The sequence below is a fragment of the Lentzea xerophila genome (assembly GCF_051094245.1).
GTDB lineage: Bacteria > Actinomycetota > Actinomycetes > Mycobacteriales > Pseudonocardiaceae > Lentzea > Lentzea xerophila.
The window spans coordinates 1,316,174-1,333,905 of sequence record NZ_CP194934.1 but is presented as its reverse complement, the minus strand read 5'-3'; the positions used below and the strand labels follow the sequence as shown (position 1 = coordinate 1,333,905).

The 17,732-nt window shown below is 67.8% G+C and carries 16 protein-coding genes; 6 read left to right on the top strand and 10 right to left on the bottom strand.

Features of this window, described 5'->3' with window-relative positions; translation table 11 throughout:
- Positions 1 to 88: 88 nt before the first annotated feature.
- From ACRSBM_RS06570 to ACRSBM_RS06550, 5 genes are all read right to left on the bottom strand, one after another.
- Complete coding sequence (locus ACRSBM_RS06570) at positions 89 to 805, bottom strand: ABC transporter ATP-binding protein (RefSeq protein WP_434440667.1); 717 nt, start codon at positions 803 to 805, stop codon at positions 89 to 91.
- Positions 802 to 1,611 (bottom strand): ABC transporter ATP-binding protein, encoded by an 810-nt coding sequence (locus tag ACRSBM_RS06565; protein WP_434440665.1) that lies wholly within the window; start codon positions 1,609 to 1,611, stop codon positions 802 to 804. The genes ACRSBM_RS06570 and ACRSBM_RS06565 overlap by 4 nt, the downstream gene beginning before the upstream one ends.
- Positions 1,608 to 3,329, bottom strand: coding sequence for a branched-chain amino acid ABC transporter permease (locus ACRSBM_RS06560; RefSeq protein ID WP_434440663.1), 1,722 nt, complete (start codon positions 3,327 to 3,329; stop codon positions 1,608 to 1,610). The genes ACRSBM_RS06565 and ACRSBM_RS06560 overlap by 4 nt, the downstream gene beginning before the upstream one ends.
- Positions 3,326 to 4,240, bottom strand: a complete 915-nt coding sequence (locus ACRSBM_RS06555; protein ID WP_434440661.1) for a branched-chain amino acid ABC transporter permease — start codon at positions 4,238 to 4,240, stop codon at positions 3,326 to 3,328. The genes ACRSBM_RS06560 and ACRSBM_RS06555 overlap by 4 nt, the downstream gene beginning before the upstream one ends.
- 76 nt (positions 4,241 to 4,316) lie before the next feature.
- Positions 4,317 to 5,543: a branched-chain amino acid ABC transporter substrate-binding protein gene (locus tag ACRSBM_RS06550; RefSeq protein ID WP_434440659.1), complete on the bottom strand. Its 1,227-nt coding sequence runs from the start codon at positions 5,541 to 5,543 to the stop codon at positions 4,317 to 4,319.
- Between the two features lie 449 nt (positions 5,544 to 5,992).
- Between ACRSBM_RS06550 and ACRSBM_RS06545 the strand changes: the two genes are divergently transcribed.
- Positions 5,993 to 7,405, top strand: coding sequence for a hypothetical protein (locus ACRSBM_RS06545; RefSeq protein WP_434440657.1), 1,413 nt, complete (start codon positions 5,993 to 5,995; stop codon positions 7,403 to 7,405).
- Here the strand turns inward: ACRSBM_RS06545 and ACRSBM_RS06540 are convergent.
- The 4 genes from ACRSBM_RS06540 to ACRSBM_RS06525 all read right to left on the bottom strand — a co-directional run bounded on the left by ACRSBM_RS06540 (position 7,386) and on the right by ACRSBM_RS06525 (position 10,017).
- Positions 7,386 to 7,997 (bottom strand): ANTAR domain-containing response regulator, encoded by a 612-nt coding sequence (locus ACRSBM_RS06540; protein ID WP_434440655.1) that lies wholly within the window; start codon positions 7,995 to 7,997, stop codon positions 7,386 to 7,388. The two genes, ACRSBM_RS06545 and ACRSBM_RS06540, sit on opposite strands and share 20 nt — an antisense overlap.
- Positions 7,998 to 8,039: 42 nt before the next feature.
- Positions 8,040 to 8,861 (bottom strand): hypothetical protein, encoded by an 822-nt coding sequence (locus ACRSBM_RS06535; protein WP_434440653.1) that lies wholly within the window; start codon positions 8,859 to 8,861, stop codon positions 8,040 to 8,042.
- A gap of 200 nt (positions 8,862 to 9,061) precedes the next feature.
- On the bottom strand, positions 9,062 to 9,466 hold the full coding sequence (locus ACRSBM_RS06530) for a hypothetical protein (RefSeq protein WP_434440651.1): 405 nt from the start codon (positions 9,464 to 9,466) through the stop codon (positions 9,062 to 9,064).
- Between the two features lie 194 nt (positions 9,467 to 9,660).
- Positions 9,661 to 10,017, bottom strand: coding sequence for a PLDc N-terminal domain-containing protein (locus ACRSBM_RS06525; protein WP_434452999.1), 357 nt, complete (start codon positions 10,015 to 10,017; stop codon positions 9,661 to 9,663).
- A 265-nt stretch (positions 10,018 to 10,282) separates the two neighbouring features.
- Between ACRSBM_RS06525 and ACRSBM_RS06520 the strand changes: the two genes are divergently transcribed.
- From ACRSBM_RS06520 to ACRSBM_RS06510, 3 genes are read left to right on the top strand one after another with little or no spacing between them, the layout of a single operon-like run.
- Positions 10,283 to 11,869 carry a thiamine pyrophosphate-binding protein gene (locus tag ACRSBM_RS06520; protein WP_434440649.1) on the top strand — a complete coding sequence of 529 codons (1,587 nt, stop codon included), beginning with the start codon at positions 10,283 to 10,285 and terminating at the stop codon, positions 11,867 to 11,869.
- A gap of 28 nt (positions 11,870 to 11,897) precedes the next feature.
- Positions 11,898 to 13,277: an ArnT family glycosyltransferase gene (locus ACRSBM_RS06515; protein WP_434440647.1), complete on the top strand. Its 1,380-nt coding sequence runs from the start codon at positions 11,898 to 11,900 to the stop codon at positions 13,275 to 13,277.
- Between the two features lie 27 nt (positions 13,278 to 13,304).
- On the top strand, positions 13,305 to 13,790 hold the full coding sequence (locus tag ACRSBM_RS06510; protein ID WP_434440645.1) for a DinB family protein: 486 nt from the start codon (positions 13,305 to 13,307) through the stop codon (positions 13,788 to 13,790).
- Between the two features lie 313 nt (positions 13,791 to 14,103).
- On the opposite strand, the gene ACRSBM_RS06505 is transcribed toward ACRSBM_RS06510, so the two are convergent.
- Positions 14,104 to 15,024: a LysR family transcriptional regulator gene (locus ACRSBM_RS06505; protein WP_434440643.1), complete on the bottom strand. Its 921-nt coding sequence runs from the start codon at positions 15,022 to 15,024 to the stop codon at positions 14,104 to 14,106.
- Positions 15,025 to 15,106: 82 nt separating this feature from the next.
- Between ACRSBM_RS06505 and ACRSBM_RS06500 the strand changes: the two genes are divergently transcribed.
- Positions 15,107 to 16,591, top strand: a complete 1,485-nt coding sequence (locus ACRSBM_RS06500) for an aldehyde dehydrogenase family protein (RefSeq protein WP_434440641.1) — start codon at positions 15,107 to 15,109, stop codon at positions 16,589 to 16,591.
- A gap of 43 nt (positions 16,592 to 16,634) precedes the next feature.
- On the top strand, positions 16,635 to 17,732 hold the full coding sequence (locus tag ACRSBM_RS06495) for an NAD(P)/FAD-dependent oxidoreductase (protein WP_434452997.1): 1,098 nt from the start codon (positions 16,635 to 16,637) through the stop codon (positions 17,730 to 17,732).

The following is a 17,732-nucleotide window of genomic DNA, read 5'->3' as shown; positions in this document are numbered from 1 at the left end:
CACACGCAGGTCAATGCCGCCGGCCTCCAGGCGCGCAACCGAAAGCGGGGCGGAGGAAAGTCCTCCACCCCGCCCTCACGACGAAACCTCAGTGAGCCTCACCCAGGTACGCGTCGCGCACCCGCTGGTCGGCCAGGAGGGAGTGCCCCGGACCGTCCAAAGTGGTCCTGCCGAGGTCGATCACGTACCCGTGGTCCGACAACGCCAGCGCCGCCAGGGCGTTCTGCTCCACCAGGAGGATGGTGGTGCCGAGCGACTGCAGCTCCTTGATGGTGTCGAAGATCCGCTGCGTCATGATCGGCGAGAGACCCATCGAGGGCTCGTCGAGCATCAGCAGGCGGGGCTTGGACATCATCGCCCGGCCGATGGCCAGCATCTGCTGCTCGCCACCGGAGAAGAGCCCGGCCTTGTTGTGCCGCCGCTCCCCGAGCACCGGGAACAGGTCGTAGACGCGCTGCATGTCGGCCTGGACGCCGTCGTCCTTGCGGACGTACGCGCCGAGCTGGAGGTTCTCCTCCACGGTCATCCGCGGGAAGAGCCTACGGCCCTCCGGCGAGTGGGAGATGCCCATGCCCAGGATGGCGTGCGCCGGTTCGTTGTGGATCGGCTTGCCCTGGAACAGGATGTCGCCGGCCGCCGGACGCAGCAGACCCGAGATGGTGCGCAGCGTCGTCGTCTTACCCGCGCCGTTCGAGCCGATCAGCGACACGATCTGACCGGCCTCGACGGTGAACGAGATGTCGCGGACAGCCTCGATGGCGCCGTAGGCGACCGAAAGGTTGCGGACTTCGAGCAGCGGGCTCATGCCTGCTCTCCCTTCGCGGCCTCGACGTCGTGCTGCACTTCCTCCGGCGGCTTGCCGAGGTAGGCCTCGACCACCCGCGGGTCCGCCCGCACGACCTCGGGGCTGCCCTCGACGAGCAGTTCGCCCTGCACGAGCACGGAGACCGAGTCGCACAGCCCGAAGATGAACTTGATGTCGTGCTCGATGACCACGACGGACACACCCGTCTCGCGGATGCGGAAGATCAGCTGCTGCGTCGCTTCCGTCTCCTGCGGGTTCATACCCGCGGTGGGCTCGTCCAGCAGCAGCACCGCCGGGTCCGTCGCCAGCGCTCGCGCGATCTCGAGACGGCGCTGGTCACCGTACGGGAGGTTGCGCGAGAGCTCGTCCTCCACGCCGTTGAGACCGACGAACGCGAGCAGCTCCCGCGACCGCTCGCGAGCCGCCTTCTCACCGCGCTGGTACGCGGGGCCGTGGAACAGCGAGGCCAGCGGGCCCTGCTTCATCCGCACGTGGCGGCCCACCATGACGTTCTCCAGCACGGTCATGCTGGGGAACAGGCGGATGTTCTGGAACGTGCGGGCGACACCCGCGTCCGTCACCTTGGCCGGGTCGCCGGGCAGGACGTTGCCCTTGAGCAGCACCTGACCCGTAGTCGGCGTGTACAGACCCGTCAGGCAGTTGAAGAACGTCGTCTTCCCCGCACCGTTCGGGCCGATCAGGCCGACGATCTTGCCTTCCTCGAGCGTCAGTGTGACGCCCTTCAACGCTTTGAGGCCACCGAAGACCATCGAGACGTCACGCGCCTCCAAAACCGGAGTGCTCATGCCTTCTTCGCCTCCACGTGCGCCTCTTCGGCGTTCTCATCGGCGCGCTCGATCATCTCAGCGCGCCTGTGCGCATCGGGGATCAGGCCGACCGGCCGGAACCGCATGATCAGGACCAGCGCGAGGCCGAAGATCATGAGGCGGTAGTCCTCGAAGTCGCGCAGCTTCTCGGGCAGCACGAACAGCAGTGCGGCACCGAGAACGGCACCGGGGATCGATCCCATGCCGCCGAGGATGACCGCCGCGAGCAGCGTGACCGACTCGAGGAACTTGAACGACTCGTACGACACCGTGCCGTTCTTGTGCGCGAACACCGCACCCGCGACACCGGCGAGCATCGCACCGATGAGGAACGCGAGGATCTTCATCTTGCCGGTGCGGATGCCCATCGCGCGGGCGGCGTCCTCGTCCTCGCGGATCGCGATCCATGCGCGGCCGATGCGGCTGAACTTGAGGTTCGCGAACACCGCCATCGTCGCCGCCACGAGCAGCACGATCAGGATGTAGTAGAGGACACCGGCGGGCAGCTTCACCGCGCCGATCGTGAACGACTTGTTGAACTCCGCGCCGAACAGCGACAGCGCGGGGATGCCCGGGATGGCGTTGGAGCCGTTGGTGAAACCACCGATGTCGTTCTGCGCGGAGCGGGTGAAGATCTCACCGAACGCCAGCGTCACGATGGCCAGGTAGTCACCGCGGACCCGCAGCGTCGGGGAACCGACGACCGCGCCGAAGATGCCGGCCACGATCGCCGCGATCACGGCGGCGACGGGGAACGGCAGGTCGAAGCCGAAGTACGCGGTGGCGGCACCGGAGAAGTTCGCTGCCACGAGGGCACCGATGCCCATGAACGCCACGTACCCGAGGTCGAGCAGACCCGCGAGACCGACGACGATGTTCAGGCCGATCGCGGTGGCGGCGTAGATGCCGATGTTCGCCGCGACCGTCATCCAGTACTCGTTGCCGGCGTCGGTGAACGGCAGCAGCAGCGCGCACGCCGCCAGCACGATCACGCTGAACACGCGGTGCTGCTCCGACAGAGCGGAGATCCAGCGGACGTACCCGACGCCGCTCAGCGCGCCGAGCACACCGCCGGCGAAACCGAGGAACGACAGGAAGATGGCACCCGCGTACGGGTTCGCGGAGCCGACGCCACCGGTGGTGAGCATTGCGGCGACGGCGAGCAGCACGGCCACGAAGGACACGAGCAGCACCACGTACGCGACCGGAGTGGAGACCTTGAGCTTCCACTCACCGACCGGCTCGATGCCGATGCCGTAGCCCGCCAGGATCGCCAGCACACCGGCGACGAGGCCGGCGATGGCGCCGAACGCGAAGGCGCCGTCGAGGGCCGTGATGGCACCGAGGCCGCCGCCCTTGACGGTGATGTACGCGCCGTTGACGAACGAGATGACGGCGAGGCCCCAGCCGAGGGCCCTGACGACGCGGCCCTTGGACGGGACCTGCGGTACGAACGCGGCGAGCAGGATGAGCACGCCGAGCACCAGGACGTGCCACCGGAAGCCGGTGACGGCGAACGGGGCGTCGAAGAACTGCAGCGTCGCCTTGTCCGGCCAGTTGCCGTCGTTGAGACCGAACGTGACCCACGGCAGCAGTGCCGCGACGATGCCCAGGACGCCGGCGACTGCCGCGAACGGCTTGCCGAGGCCGGCGAGCGAGGAAGGCTTGCCAGAAGTAGTAGCGACCATCGTGCTCATGCGCGCACCCTTTCCGGCTCACCGAACAGACCCTGCGGGCGGAAGACGAGTACGAGGATCAGCACGACGAAGATCCACACGTAGTCGTACTGGGTGCCACCCGGCATGTACTGACCGGCCACGGTCTTGATCAGACCGATGATGAACGCACCGATGACCGCGCCGCGGATGCTGCCGACGCCGCCCAGGACGGCCGCCGTGAAGGCGAAGATGCCGTTCTGGAAGCCCATGTCGATGTTGATGTTGTTCAGGTAACCGCCGAACATGATGCCGGCGACACCGGCGAGCACCGCGCCGAAGATGAACGTCAGCACGATCACGCGGTCGGGGTTCACGCCCATGAGCTTCGCGGTGTCGGGGTCCTGCGCGGTCGCGCGCATCGCCCGGCCCATACGCGAGCGGTTGATGTAGGTCTGCAGGATGACCGCGAGACCGACCGAGAGCACGACCAGCATGACACCGGTCCACGACACGCTGACCGGGCCGAGCGTCAGGTTGCCCTCGGGGAAGACCTTCGGGTAGGGCAGGTTCGACTTGGCGTTCGGGTAGAAAACGCGCACGGCTTCCTGCAGGAACACGGACACGCCGAGCGCTGTGATGAGCGGCGCCAGCCGTGGCGCGTTGCGCAGCGGCCGGTAGGCGAACCGTTCCATGATCACGGCAACGATGACCGCCACCAGGATGCCGCCGACGAACATGAGCGGCAGGGCCACGGCAGGCGACTTCTTGAGATCGTCAGGAAGAAGCGTGAACGTGGCAAGGCCCCCGTACGAGGCCACCATGAAAACCTCGCCGTGAGCGAAGTTGATCAGCTGGATAATGCCGTACACCATGGTGTACCCGAGGGCGATCAGGGCGATCAAAGCGCCCTGCACGACCCCGTTGGCCAGCTGTTGGAGCAGGACTGACACGACTACCTCCGTAGACGGCGGGGGCGAGCAAACAACGCCCGCCCCCGCCGTAGCTTCAACCAGTTGTCAGTAGTCGTCAGCCGGTGTACTCGCCGGTCTGAACGTCCTTCCACTTGCCAGAGGTGACCTGGTACACGGTCAGCACCTTGTTCGTGCTGTCGCCGTACTCGTCGAACTTGACCTCACCGGTGGCGCCGGAGCCGCTGTAGGCACCGACGTTCGTCAGCATGGCGTCACGCTTCGACTCGTCCCAGGTGGAGCCGTCGACGGTCTTGGCCAGCGCACCGATGATCGCGTTCGTGGCGTCGTAGGAGAACGCACCGTAGGCGGCGTAGTCCTCCTTGCCGAACTTCGCCTTGTAAGCCTCGACGAAGGCCTTGGCCGTGGCCAGGGACTCGGTCGGCGCGCCGACCGAGGTGGCGAGGTCGCCTTCCTTACCGCCGAGCTCGATGAACTTCGGGTCGAAGATGCCGTCGCCGCCCATCAGCGGAACGTTCAGGCCCGCGCTCGCCATCTGCTTCGACAGCGGGCCGGCGACCGGGTACTCACCGCCGTAGTAGACGGCGTCCGGGTTGAGCGCCTTGATCTTGGAGATGACGCCGGAGAAGTCGGTGTCCTTCTCGCCGACCTTCTCGGAGCCGACGATCTGGCCACCCTTCTTGGTGACCTGCTTCGACAGCTCGGCGGCGAGGCCCTCACCGTAGGTCTTGCCGTCGGTGATGATGGCGATGTTCTTCTTGCCGGCCTTCTCGACGAGGTAGTTGGCCGCGAACGGGCCCTGCAGGTCGTCGGTGGTGCAGACGCGGAAGTAGTTCTCGAACTGCCGCTTCGGGGCCGTCAGGAAGTCGTTGCCCCTGGTCAGCGTCGGGCTCGTGTTGGCAGGCGACACCTGGGGGATCTTCTTGTCCCGCAGGATGGGCTGCACCGTCTGGGCCACCGACGAGTTCAGCGTGCCGACGACACCCACGACGTTCGGGTCAGTCGACAGCTTCGTGGCGGCCTGGGCGCCCTTGGCGGGGTTGGCCTCGTCGTCCTGGGGGGACACGGTCAGCTTGTAGCCCTTGACCGTGCACTTCTTGTTCGCCTCGTCCACCGCGAGCTCGGCGGACTGGCGGATGCCGAGGCCGAGGGCGGACAGGTTGCCAGACAGCGGAGCGACAACACCGACGGTCAGAGTGCCCTTCGACGTGTCGCAGCTGCCCCCGTTGTTGCCGCCGGCTTCATCCTTGTTCGAGCCACAGGCTGCAAGAACAAGCAGCGAGGCACCGACAATCGCTGCGGACTTCACAGAGTGCTTACGCACGTGATGTCCCTCCTCTATCCCTGCTCCCGGCTACGCGAGATCTCCGCGCGCCGCTCCATCACCCTCTCCTGAGGGATGGCCGGAACCTAGGCGATGACTGTGACCCCAGTCATCAAAGCCAATGGGCTCGTGACCATAACGCAACGCGGCGTTATGTTTCACTTAAGCAATCTCACAGCCTGTAACCTTCGTTCACTCTTTGGACGGCTGCCATAACCTGGGCATATGACTCCGCGTCGTCGGATTGTCGCCGCTGTGGGCGCGCCGCAGTACTCGTCGCGGCGGTGCTGGTACTGCGTGAGACCGATGACGCCGGGAAGAAGCCCAGCTCAGAGCCCATTCGCCTCACCGAGTACGCCGCGGATTTCGTCAAGTTGGCGTCTCAACCGGCTGCGCCCAGCCCGCCATCCTCCGTATGGAGCAGCGACGGGCGGGTCCAATGGACACCCGTGGACGGGGCGGCCGGCTACGAGGTCCTTGGCAAGCTCGTCGCGTCGCCCGAGGTCACGGGCTCCGGCCGGCCCGACGTGCGGGCGGTGGACGCGTTCGGACGGCGTTCGCTGCCCGCCAAGGCCGAGGAACGCCCTGCCGACGACTCGTGGCGCCGCGCGGTGAACGGCTGGCTGGACGACTTCGACGACCCGTTCCTGGACAGCCGCTACCACCTCAGCGGCCGCCGCGGGTGCGTGAACCCCGGCGCGGGCCCCGGCGGTCGCCTGGTCATCGACATGCCGTGCGGGAACGACACGGCGGTGTTGCGCGCACGGACGCTGCTGCAGTTGAACGAGTCGGACGAACTGGGCCGGGTGGCCGTGGTGACCGATGCGGCCGGGCCGCGCGGCAGGCTCGTGCTCGACCTGGTCCCCGGAACCCCGGATCGCCTCGGACCCATACTTCCTGCTGATGCGATCCGTGTCGTGGTGGACGACTCCGTGGCGCCGGGAACGCGCGGTGCGGGCGTTCTGCATCGATTCGAAGCAGTGCTGACAGATAACGGCGTACAAGTTCTGCAGGACGGTGCCCAGATAGCGACGGCACCCGCCGTGCCGAAGTGGCGGGAGGCGAGCGTGGTGATCGGGGTGACCCCGCCGCCCAGTTATCCCGGACGGGTGGAAATCGACGCGGTCGGCATCACCGGGCGGCCTCAGTCCGTGGCCGAGGTGACCGAGACACCGATCGTGGCGGGAACTCTGCGTGTGCTGGAACCCGAGGAGGAGGCGCCGGGCATCGGTGTGGCGCGCGCACCGTTGCGTGGGGCCCCTTCGGCACGATTACGCACAACGATCCGGTTCGGTGACCGCGGCGACCCGAACGGCCTGGTCGCGCAGCTCGGCTCGGCGAAGGTGCCGTTGCGCCCGGTCGTCAGCGGCTGGTCGGCGGCGGAGGACAGCGAACTGACGCTGACCGGGGACGTGCCCGCCGCACTGCTCGCCCAGGCCGGGCCGGACGCGTTGACGCCGTTCGTGCTGCGCATGCCCGGCGCGTCGCAGGCGCAGGTGCTGGAGAGCTACCTGGAAGTGCCGGGGCGGTCGTCGGAGAGGCTCGGGAACGCGCCGGGCGAGCCCGCGCCCGTTCTGCCCGTCATGACCGCTGAGTTCGACGCTATGACCCCGAACGACGTGACCCTCGTGGTCACCCTCGACGCCGCCCAGGCCCGGTCAGTGGCGCCTGTGGCGGGCTTCGAGGTGTACGTCGACAGCGGTCTCGCCGCGACCGTCCCGATACCGGGTGGTGTCGGCGGGCGGCACGAGCTCCAGATCTCGCTGAAAGGCAGCCGCAACGTCGAGGTCCGCCTGCGCCCGGAAGATCCCGGGACGCAGACGGCCTCCGTGTGGCTCGAACTCAGCCGAAGTTCTCGATGACGGCCTCTGCGACGGCCTTCATCGTCGTGCGGCGGTCCATCGCGGTGCGCTGCACCCAGCGGAACGCCTCCGGCTCGCTCAGACCCTGCTTGGTCATGAGAATGCCCTTGGCCCGTTCCACGACCTTGCGGGTCTCCAGGCGCTCGGTGAGCCCCGCGACCTCCTGCTCCAGCGCCGCCAGCTCGTTGAACCGGCTCATCGCCAGCTCGATCGCGGGCACGAGGTCCCGCTTGGCGAACGGCTTGACCAGGTAGGCCATCGCACCCGCGTCGCGGGCACGCTCGACCAGCTCGCGCTGACTGAACGCGGTGAGGATCACGACCGGCGCGATCCGGTTGCCCGCGATGTGCTGCGCCGCCTCGATCCCGTCGACCTTGGGCATCTTGACGTCCAGGATCACCAGGTCGGGGTCGAGCTCGGTCGCGAGCTTGATGGCCTCTTCACCATCAGCGGCCTCGCCCGCCACGTCGTAGCCCTCTTCGCGCAACATCTCCACGAGGTCGAGACGGATCAGCGCCTCGTCCTCGGCGACGAGCACGCGAGGGGCCTTGCGCGTGGCTTCGGACTGGGCCTCGGCAGCCTGCTGGGTCACCGGGGTCCTCCTGACGATCGTTCCTGCGGGCGAAAGGGCAGTCTACCTGCGGTCAGGCAGCTGATCAGGCTCAGCAGCCGTGACGGCAGACACGAACTCCTCAGGCCACGGATAGGTGCGCAGGCCTTCCCCGACGTCCTGGGCCGGCGCGTCGATGCGGCGCAACGTGATCTCGCGGGTGGTCCCGAAGTCCGGGTGGCCGAGCTTCTGCCTGACGTCGTCCTCGGACGGGCCGCCCGGCCACTCGACGAACCAGGCCTCGCCCAGCGGAAGTGCTCGCAACCAGCTCGCGTCATGCCACAGGTGTACCCGGCGCAGAAGTGCGCTCCCAGTGGCCGATTCCGCGACTTCCTCGTCGTTGCCGCCACCGTCGGTGTACTCGACGCCGCGGAACTCGTGCATCCAGCGCACGTAGCGCATGCCGAGGTCCCACGCCCGCTCGTCGACTCCGGCCAGCACCACACCGGCGTCACCGGTGCTCAGCTCGGCCGAGCGCCGGTACTGCCGGTGGGCCAGACCCGCGACACCCATGCCGAAGCCGCCCTCGGTGCGCGGCAGCAGTTCGAACAGCAGCGGGCCGAGCGCCCTGTCGCTCAGATGCAGCTTCAAGGTCTCCCCCGGTTCCACGGTGCGGAACGCGTGGGCGGGCCTGACGATGCTCGCGGGTGGCATCAGCTGGAGCGTGGCGGCCGCGGTGCACCCCGCGATCAGCACCTTGGCCTCGAGCTGCCGCTGGGCCTCGGTGGTCGCGTCGGGCAGCAGGAGCTCCCCGTCGCGGACGGCCGGGACCGCCTGGGAGAGGTTCTCGCCCGTGTAGGTGCGCCGCAGATCGGCGAGCTGGTCCGTGATGGACAGACGTGCCATGACAGCAGTCCTCGTTTCCGCCGCCCGGCTCGGCACGACAAGGACGCATGTGTCACGCGTCTACGTGGTCGGTTCGCTTCGGTGAGCAGGAGTTGCTGAACACTGCGGCGGAGAACGCCGCTCACTGCCGGGGAGCGGCTCCAGCCTCACGTCTGCTCGGACGCCACGAACCACGTTACCGGACGACCGCACCCGATTTTCTAGTCCGCGCCCACGATCAGCTTGTACTTGACGTCGACTTCCTTGCCGTCCGCCGAACCCCGGATCACGAGCTCGTGCTCACCGGACGCGGGCGCGGCGATCCACGCGTACAGGCCGCAGCCGACCGAGTTGATGCGGCCCGTCTGGACACCGAACGGGTTGCCCGCGCGCGCCTCGTAGGTGAACGGCGTGGCGGACACTCTGGTCAGTGCCTGGGTGGAGCCGTCGACCAGCACCTCGCCCTGCGCGTTCTTCATGAACGTCTCGCAGCTCGCGACGTCACCGGCGAGGTTCACGACGGGCGCGAGCAGGGGCTTGTCGGCGGGGACGCGGCACTGCCGCTCGACCGGCCCGTCGCCGAGGGAGCCGGCGAGCAGCCAGACCTCGACAGGCTGGTCGCGCATGCAGAAACGCCCGGAGGTGTCGGACACCGGGTTGCTGTTCGCGGGCTGGGAGGCCCACGTCCACCAGCGCGCCTGGAAATCCGCCGGCGCCAGTTTGTCCGAAGTGGACGTTTGAGTAGCCGGGGGTGAGGCCGCCATTTGCGCGTTTCCGCCACAACCGGCGAGCAGAACAACTAAGAACAGCAGGACAATCCTCACTGGTTCTCGCGTCCCTTGCGTCGTTGTTCCTCCGCGCGCTCACGGCAGCGGCGCAGGAACTCCTGGTCGTCGTCAGCATCGGTGGCCGCGAACCGCCCCGGCCGGTCGTACTCGGGATAGGCAGGAGCACCGCGCTCGAACGCTCCGAATCGCGCGCGTCCGGTCCCCACCACCGGACGCCCCGCGACGAGCCACGCGATCGAGCCGACCAACGGGAACAGCAAGACCAGGAGAAGCCACATCATCTTCGGCAGGTTGCGAACCGAGCCTTCGTCGGTCGTGACCACGTCCACGACCGCGAAGATCGTCACGCATATCATCACCACTCCGAAGAGCCCACCGAAGTACAGCATCTCCACCCCCAGGTCAGTGCGGTCGCGCATATCGTGGCACAAGGGGCCACTCCTGAACATGGTTCACATGTCAATCATCTGCGAACCAATTCCTGACTGAGCAACCAATTCACCCCACGGGGCGAAAAGAACCGGCTTGAATTCGTTCCCGCTCGATTCGGGTGCGGTTTCCCGTGCCGGAACGTTCACAGCGTCCCTGACGCTGAGCACCAGACCTGCTGCGCATCCGTTGCCTGCGGCATAAGGGAGCCTTAGCGTCGAGGCCATGCCCCCGGGTGCCGAGAGCTTGCTGGACGTGCTGGCCGCGCACGACGTCGAGGTGGTGTTCGGCCTGCCTGGTGTGCACAACCTCGCTATCTGGGAGGCGCTGGGGAAGCGTCCCGGCATCCGCATGATCGGCGTGCGCCACGAGCAGACGGCGGTCTACGCGGCAGACGGCTACGCACGCGCCACGGGCAAGCTCGGCGTGGCGGTCGTGACCACCGGTCCCGGCGCGGCGAACACCCTGGGCGCCACCGGCGAGGCGTGGGCGTCGGGCAGCCCGGTGCTGGTGATCGCCACGGACATCCCGTCGACACTGCGGCGGCCCGGCGTCCACCGCGGCGTTCTGCACGAGACACGCGACCAGAAATCCATGTTCACGCCGGTCACCAAGGCGGCCCTGGACGTGCCGTCGGCGCGGGAACTCGGCGCATACGCCGACAAGGCCGTCCAGCTGGCCACCCGGAGCCCGCACGGCCCGGTCTACCTGGGCGTCCCGACGGACTTCCTGTCCGCCGAGGTCCTTCACCACGTCACGACGAAAGCCGAGCCCACTCATTTCGTCCCCGACCTCACCGAGGCCGGACAGCTCATCGCCCGAGCCACCCGGCCGCTCATCTGGGCGGGCGGCGGCGCGGCACGCTCAGGAGCCGGCGCCGCGATCCGCACGCTGGCCGCCAAGCTGCAGGCGCCGATCGTCACGACGTATGGCGCGCGTGGCCTGACCGACAGTCCTCAGGTCGTGCGAGGGCCGGTGCACGCACCACCCGTCGGCAAGCTCTGGGACGAAGCCGACCTCGTGATCGCGATCGGCACCGACTTCGACGGCATGATGACCCAGAACTGGTTGCAGCCGAAGCCTCCTGCCCTGCTGGCCATCAACATCGACAAAGCAGAGGCGAACAAGAACTACCCCGCCGACGTCACGATCGAAGGCGACGCGGCCACCGTCACCGCGGCACTGGCGGCCGAGGTGGGCGCGAAGGAAGCCACCGTCGACGTCGAGGCGGTCAACGCCGGGGTGCGTGCGCTGGCCGAAGCCGACTCCCCCGAAGCCGCCGTGTTGCTGAAGGCGTTGGAGGGCACCGATGCCACGATCGTCGCCGACATGTGCATCCCCGGTTATTGGATCGGCGGCTTCCACCACGTCACCAAGCCGCGGGGCCTCGCCTATCCGGTCGGCTGGGGCACGCTCGGCTTCGGCTTCCCCGCGGCGATCGGAGCCGCCGTCGACCACCGCACGATCGCGGTCGTCGGTGACGGCGGTTTCCTCTTCGCGTGCGGCGACCTCGCCACCCTCAAACAGGAAGGCCTGCCGCTGACGATCGTGCTGGTCGACGACGGCGGCTACGGAATGCTCAGGTACGACCAGCAGCTCGCGAACCACGCCATCAGCGGCGTCGACCTGACCAGACCCGACTTCGCCAAGCTGGCCGGAAGCTTCGGAATCCCCGCGGTCACCCTCAACGGCTTCGACGGCCTCGCAGACGCGCTGGGCGACGCGGAGGGTCCCACCATGATCGTGGTCAACGCGAGCCTCAAGCCGCCGATCAACACCTCACCCCGCTGGTATCGCAAAACGGCCACTTGATCAAGCGTGCACTCGCTACCGTCCGTCCATGAGACGTGGGGTGGGGCTCGTGCTCGCTGTACAGGCGGTAGTGCTGACCGCGTTATCAGGGAGGTACGGGTTCCACCGCGACGAGCTGTACTTCATCGCGGCGGGCAAACGGCCTGACTGGGGCTACGTCGACCAGCCGCCGATCACCCCGCTCCTCGCCCGCCTCACCACCGAGGCGTTCGGCGAGACCCCGATGGGCCTCCGCGTGGCCGCTACCGTGCTGGCGCTGGCCATCACGGTCGTCGTGGCGCTCATCGCGAAGGAACTGGGCGGCGGCGCGGTCTTCGCCGCCGCCGCATCGGCAACGTCGACGTTCGTCCTGGCCTTGGGCCACATGCTCTCCACCGCCACCGTCGACCTCCTCATCTGGGTGCTCATCGCCTACTTCGCGATCAGACTCCTGAAGACCCGGGACACCCGCTGGTGGCTCGCCCTCGGCGCGATCGCCGGCGTGGGCCTCGCCAACAAGTGGCTGCTGCTCCTCCTGCTGGCCGCACTGGCGACCGCCCTGCTCATCACCGGCCCCCGCGACGTCCTGCGCACCTGGTGGCTCCCCTCGGGCGTGGCCGTGTGCGCGGTGATCGCAGCGCCGGTCGTCATCTGGCAAGCGCTGCACGACTTCCCGTTGCTCACCGTCGCCCGCGGCATCAGCGAGGACGACGGCACCGAGAACCGCGTCATGTTCGTCCCCATGCAGTTGCTGTTGCTGTCACCGCTTCTCGTTCCGGTATGGGTGATCGGCCTGCGAAACCTGTGGCGCGACCGGACGTTCCGCTCGCTTGCGCTCGCCTACCCGATCCTGTGCACGCTGTGCCTGATCACCGGCGGCAAGCCGTACTACGCGGTGCCCCTGCTGCTGGTGCTGATGGCGGCGGGCGCACGCCAGGCCCAGGAATGGTTGTTGCGCCGCAAGGCACTCGGCGGCGTGCTGGTGGCGCTGAGCGTCGTGCCGGCTGTGATCGGTTCGCTCCCCGTCCTTCCGCCCAGCGCGTTGGGACCGGTCATCGCCATCAACCCCGAACAAGGCGAGCAGGTCGGCTGGCACGAACTGGCCATGACAGTCCAGAACGCATGGCGGGACAACGACCACCCCACCGTCATCACCCGCAACTACGGCCAGGCCGGTGCGATCGAGGTCCACACCGACATCCAGCCGTACTCCGGCCACATGTCGTTCTACGACTGGGGACCACCTCCGCGCACCTCCGGCAAGGTGCTGCTGGTCGGGTTCAGCCAACCGCCGTTCAGCGACTGCAAGGTCGTCACCCAGCACCACAACGCCGTCGAGAACGAAGAGGACGGCGTGGAAATCAAGGTGTGCTCGGCACCAACAGAACCGTGGGAAGAGTTCTGGCCGAAGCTACGCCACTACTACTAAGCGCTTGCTGACTGGCAAACTCGCCCGGTGACCCGTACCTGGCCCACCAACCTCGCCACGGACGAAGGCGTTCTCGCCTGGGAGTTCCTCGACTTCCTCCGCAAGACCGCCGTGACGAAGGTCGAGGGCCTGACCCGCGACCAGGCCGCGGCGGCCCCGATCGCCACCTCCCCGAAGCTGACGGCGCTCGGCGTGCTCAAACACCTCGCGGCGGTGGAACGGTATTGGCTGTGCATCGCAGGCGCGGGCCTGGAACTGCCGTCGCTGTGGAAGGGCGACCCGGATCCGTCGTGGGACCTCACCGACGACGACACCCCGGCGTCGCTCATCCAGGCCTACCAGGCTGAGTGGGCGAACGCCGAGGCGTTGAAGAAGCTCGACCCCGACGCGACTGCGGCGGACGGCGAACGCACCGTGCGATGGATCCTGGCCCACGTCGCGCAGGAAACCGCACGCCACGTGGGCCATCTGGACCTGCTTCGCGAACTGGCGGACGGGCAGACCGGCGAGTAGCCAGACCTCGCCTGGCCACAGCGGTGTGAGCGGTGCGACCACACCGTCCAAGTCGACGACGGCACCGGCAAGTGACATCAGCGCGGCGCGAGACCGGAGCAGGCGGTCGCGCAGACCGGGGAGTGCCAGTGCGCCGGCGACGCTTCCCACCCGCACGCCGGTCTCCGCCAGCCGGCGTGACGCGCTCGACCGGGTTCGCGTTGCGCAGCCTGGTGATGCCGTACAGCCACACCCACGGACCGCGGTAGACCTCCGGCGAAACCCCGTTCCGGATCGCAGCCGGCGCCCATCGCCGCTGAGTTCGCCTGTTCCTTCATCGAGGCGGACTTATGTAGCCGCCTACAGCGCTTTGGCACACGTTTTGGAGAGCATTTACCGCATCGCGCAGCAACGGGTTCGTGTTCGCGGTGCGGTGAACGACGTGCACGTGCCTGCGCAACGGCTTGTGCCGCAACGGCATCGCGTGCGTCCCCGGCAACGCCTTGTGCCCGAGCGCCGGCACCAGCGCGACCCCCACACCGGCCGCCACGAGTGACTGCACGACCTCGTAGTCGTTGCTGCGGAAGGCGATCTTCGGCGCGAATCCCGCCGCCGCGCAGAGACGCGTGAGACAGGTGGCCCCGGACGTTCCATCCCGCGAGGCGATCCAGCGTTCGTCCTTCAGATCTTCGAGTCTGACGTTGCTTTTCGCGGCCGGGTGCTCGACCGGCACCATGACCAGGAGGGACTCGTCCAGCAGCGGCAACACCGTCAGTTCGTCCGGCCACGTCCGCGGGACGAGGTCGTAGGCGTAGACCAGCGCGAGGTCGAGCTCACCGGTCAGCACGAGCGGCAGCACGTCGTCCGGCTCGGCCTCGTCGAGGCGGATCTCGGCACCCGGCAGGTCGGCCTGCAGCTTCGCCAGCGCCTTCGGCACGACCCGTGAGCTCGCGGTCGGGAACGTGCCGATCCGCAGCCGCCCCCGCAGCCCCTGCACCATCGCCTTCACCTCATGCTCGAACCCGTCGAACGCGGCGAGCAGCTCACCACCGCGGTCGGCGATCAGCAGAGCGGCGCTGGCCGGCCTGATCGAGTGCGCCTCGCGTTCGAAGAGCGTCACGCCGACCGCGCGCTCGAACGCCGAGATCTGCTGCGACACGGCCGACGACGTGTAGCCGAGACGGCGGGCGGCCTCGGCGAAGGAACCCGTCTTCACAACCTCGACGAGCGTGCGGAGATGGACCGGATTGAGCACCAGGACAGCTTATGCTCGACTTCGCGAGGTTTCAGTCTGCAACCCCTGGCGGAACCACCTGGCAGCTACCAGGGTGGAGTGCATGTCCTACGTCTCCACGAACCCGGCGAACACCTCTGACGTGGTCACCGAGATCGAGCTCGGGACCAGCCGCACCTTCGTCGACGCGGCACAGCGGGCGAAAGCGGCACAGCGCGCGTGGGCACGCGTACCCGCACCCGTGCGCGGGCAGGTCATCGGCAACATCGGCCGGCTCGTCGAGGCCAACTTCGAGCCCCTCTCCCAGCTCGTGACCCGCGAGATCGGCAAGCCGATCGCCGAGGCCCGTGGCGAGGTGCAGGAGATCGTGGACACCTGCAACTTCTTCGTCGGCGAGGGCCGGCGCCTGTACGGGCAGACGGTGCCGTCGGAGATGCCGGACAAGCAGCTCTTCACGTTCCGCAACCCGGTCGGCGTCGCGGCGATCATCACCGCCGGCAACTTCCCGGTGGCCGTGCCGTCCTGGTACATCATCCCGGCGCTGCTGTGCGGCAACTCGGTCGTCTGGAAACCCGCCGAGTACTCCGCCGCCTCAGCCCAGGCCTTCTACGACGTGTTCCAGGCAGCCGGCATCCCCACCGGGGTGTTCGAGATCGTCTTCGCCGAGGGCTCGGAGACGTTCGACGGCCTGGAACAGGCGCTGCGGCAGGGACTCGTCGACAAGGTCGGCTTCACCGGCTCCAGCGAGGTCGGTGTGCGCATCGGCGAACTGTGCGGGCGCCACCTCCAGACGCCGTGCCTGGAGCTGGGCGGCAAGAACCCGATGGTCGTCACCGAGGACGCGGACCTCGACCTGGCCGTGCAGGGCGCGCTGTTCGCGGGCTTCGGTTCCGCGGGTCAGCGGTGCACCTCGCTCGGCACGGCGATCGTGCAGGAGTCGGTGTACGACGAGTTCCTGTCCCGGTTCGTCGAGGCCGTGGCCGGCGCCGTGGTCGGCGACCCGACCGGTGATGTCCTCTATGGACCGCTGCTGGACGAGAAGTTCGCCCTGGCGTACGAGAAGTACCTCGGCTGGATCGGCGAGCACCACACGGTGCACGGCACGACCGGCCGCATCACGGCATCCAGCCCGCGCAACGGTTTCACTGGTGAGAACGGCTTCTTCTACCACCCCGCAATCGTTTCCGGTGTGCGCGCCGACGACGAACTGTTCCTGCAGGAGACCTTCGGACCGATCGTCGGCGTCATGAAGTACTCGGACCTGGACGAGGCGATCGAGCTGGGCAACAAGCCGGGCTACGGCCTGTCGTGCTCGATCTACACCACGGACCCGAACAAGGCCTTCCGGTTCCGTGCCGGCATCTCCGCCGGGATGGTGAGCGTCAACAACTCGACGTCCGGGGCCGAGGCGCACCTGCCGTTTGGCGGTAACGGCAAGAGCGGCAACGGCTCCCGGCAGTCGGGCGTGTGGGTGCTCGACCAGTTCACCCGCTGGCAGTCCATGAACTGGGACTACTCCGGGAAGCTGCAGAAAGCGCAAATGGACACTCTCGCGATCGAGGCGAACCTTGACTACCGGCTCGGCTGAGCTGCCTGGTCAGGCCGAAGTCGTCGTCATCGGCGGCGGGGTGATGGGATCGTCCATCGCCTTTCACCTCGCCGAGGCAGGCATCCGGGATGTCGTGGTCGTCGAGAAGGACGAGCTGGGCTCCGGCTCCACCTGCAAAGCAGCGGGTGGAGTGCGCGCCCAGTTCTCCGACGAGCTGAACATCAGGCTCGGAGCTCGATCCATCGAACTGTTCCAACGCTTCTCGCAGCGGCCCGGGCAGGAGATCGATCTGCACCAGGTCGGCTACCTGTTCCTCCTTTCTTCTCGGGAACACGTCACGGCGTTCGAGCGCAACGTCGAGCTCCAGAACTCCCTCGGAGTGCGCAGTCGCATGCTGACCGCAGAGGAAGCACAACGGATCTCGCCGCTGATCGAAACGGACGGCCTGCTCGCGGCGACCTTCTCGCCGGACGACGGACACTGCACTCCTGAGTCCGTGGTCCTCGGCTATGCCACCGCGGCCCGCCGGTTCGGTGCCCGCTTCTGCACCAGAACAACCGTGAGATCGATCGTAGGGACGGGGTCTGACACTTTTCGCGTCGAGACCGACCGCGGGACGGTTTCGACGGGCACAGTCGTCTGCGCGGCCGGCGCGTGGTCTCGGTCGATCGGCGAGATGGTGGGCGTTGACCTGCCGGTTTCTCCTCTGCGACGGCAGGTCATGTTCACGGAGCCCATGCCCGAACTACACGATCGGGTGGTGCCCTTCACCATCGACTTCGGCAGCACCTTCTACTTCCACCGCGAAGGCCGCGGGCTGCTGTTCGGCATGTCCGACCCGGACGAGACACCGGGTTTCAAGCTGGACATGTCCGACGCGTGGCTGCCACGTCTGACCGAGGCGATCGGACGACGCGCCCCGAGGTTGCTGGACGTGGGCGTGCGCAACGGGTGGGCCGGGCTGTACGAGGTGACACCGGACCACAACGCGCTGATCGGCTCCGTGGGCCGGTTCTTCTACGCCACCGGCTTCTCCGGGCACGGCTTCCTGCAGGGCCCCGCGGTCGGCGAGGTCGTGCGCGACCTCGTGCTGGAGCGCGAGCCCTTCGTCGACGTGTCCAGTCTGGACGCCGCAAGGTTCGCCGCCGACCGGGCACGGCCGGAACTCAACTGCGTGTGA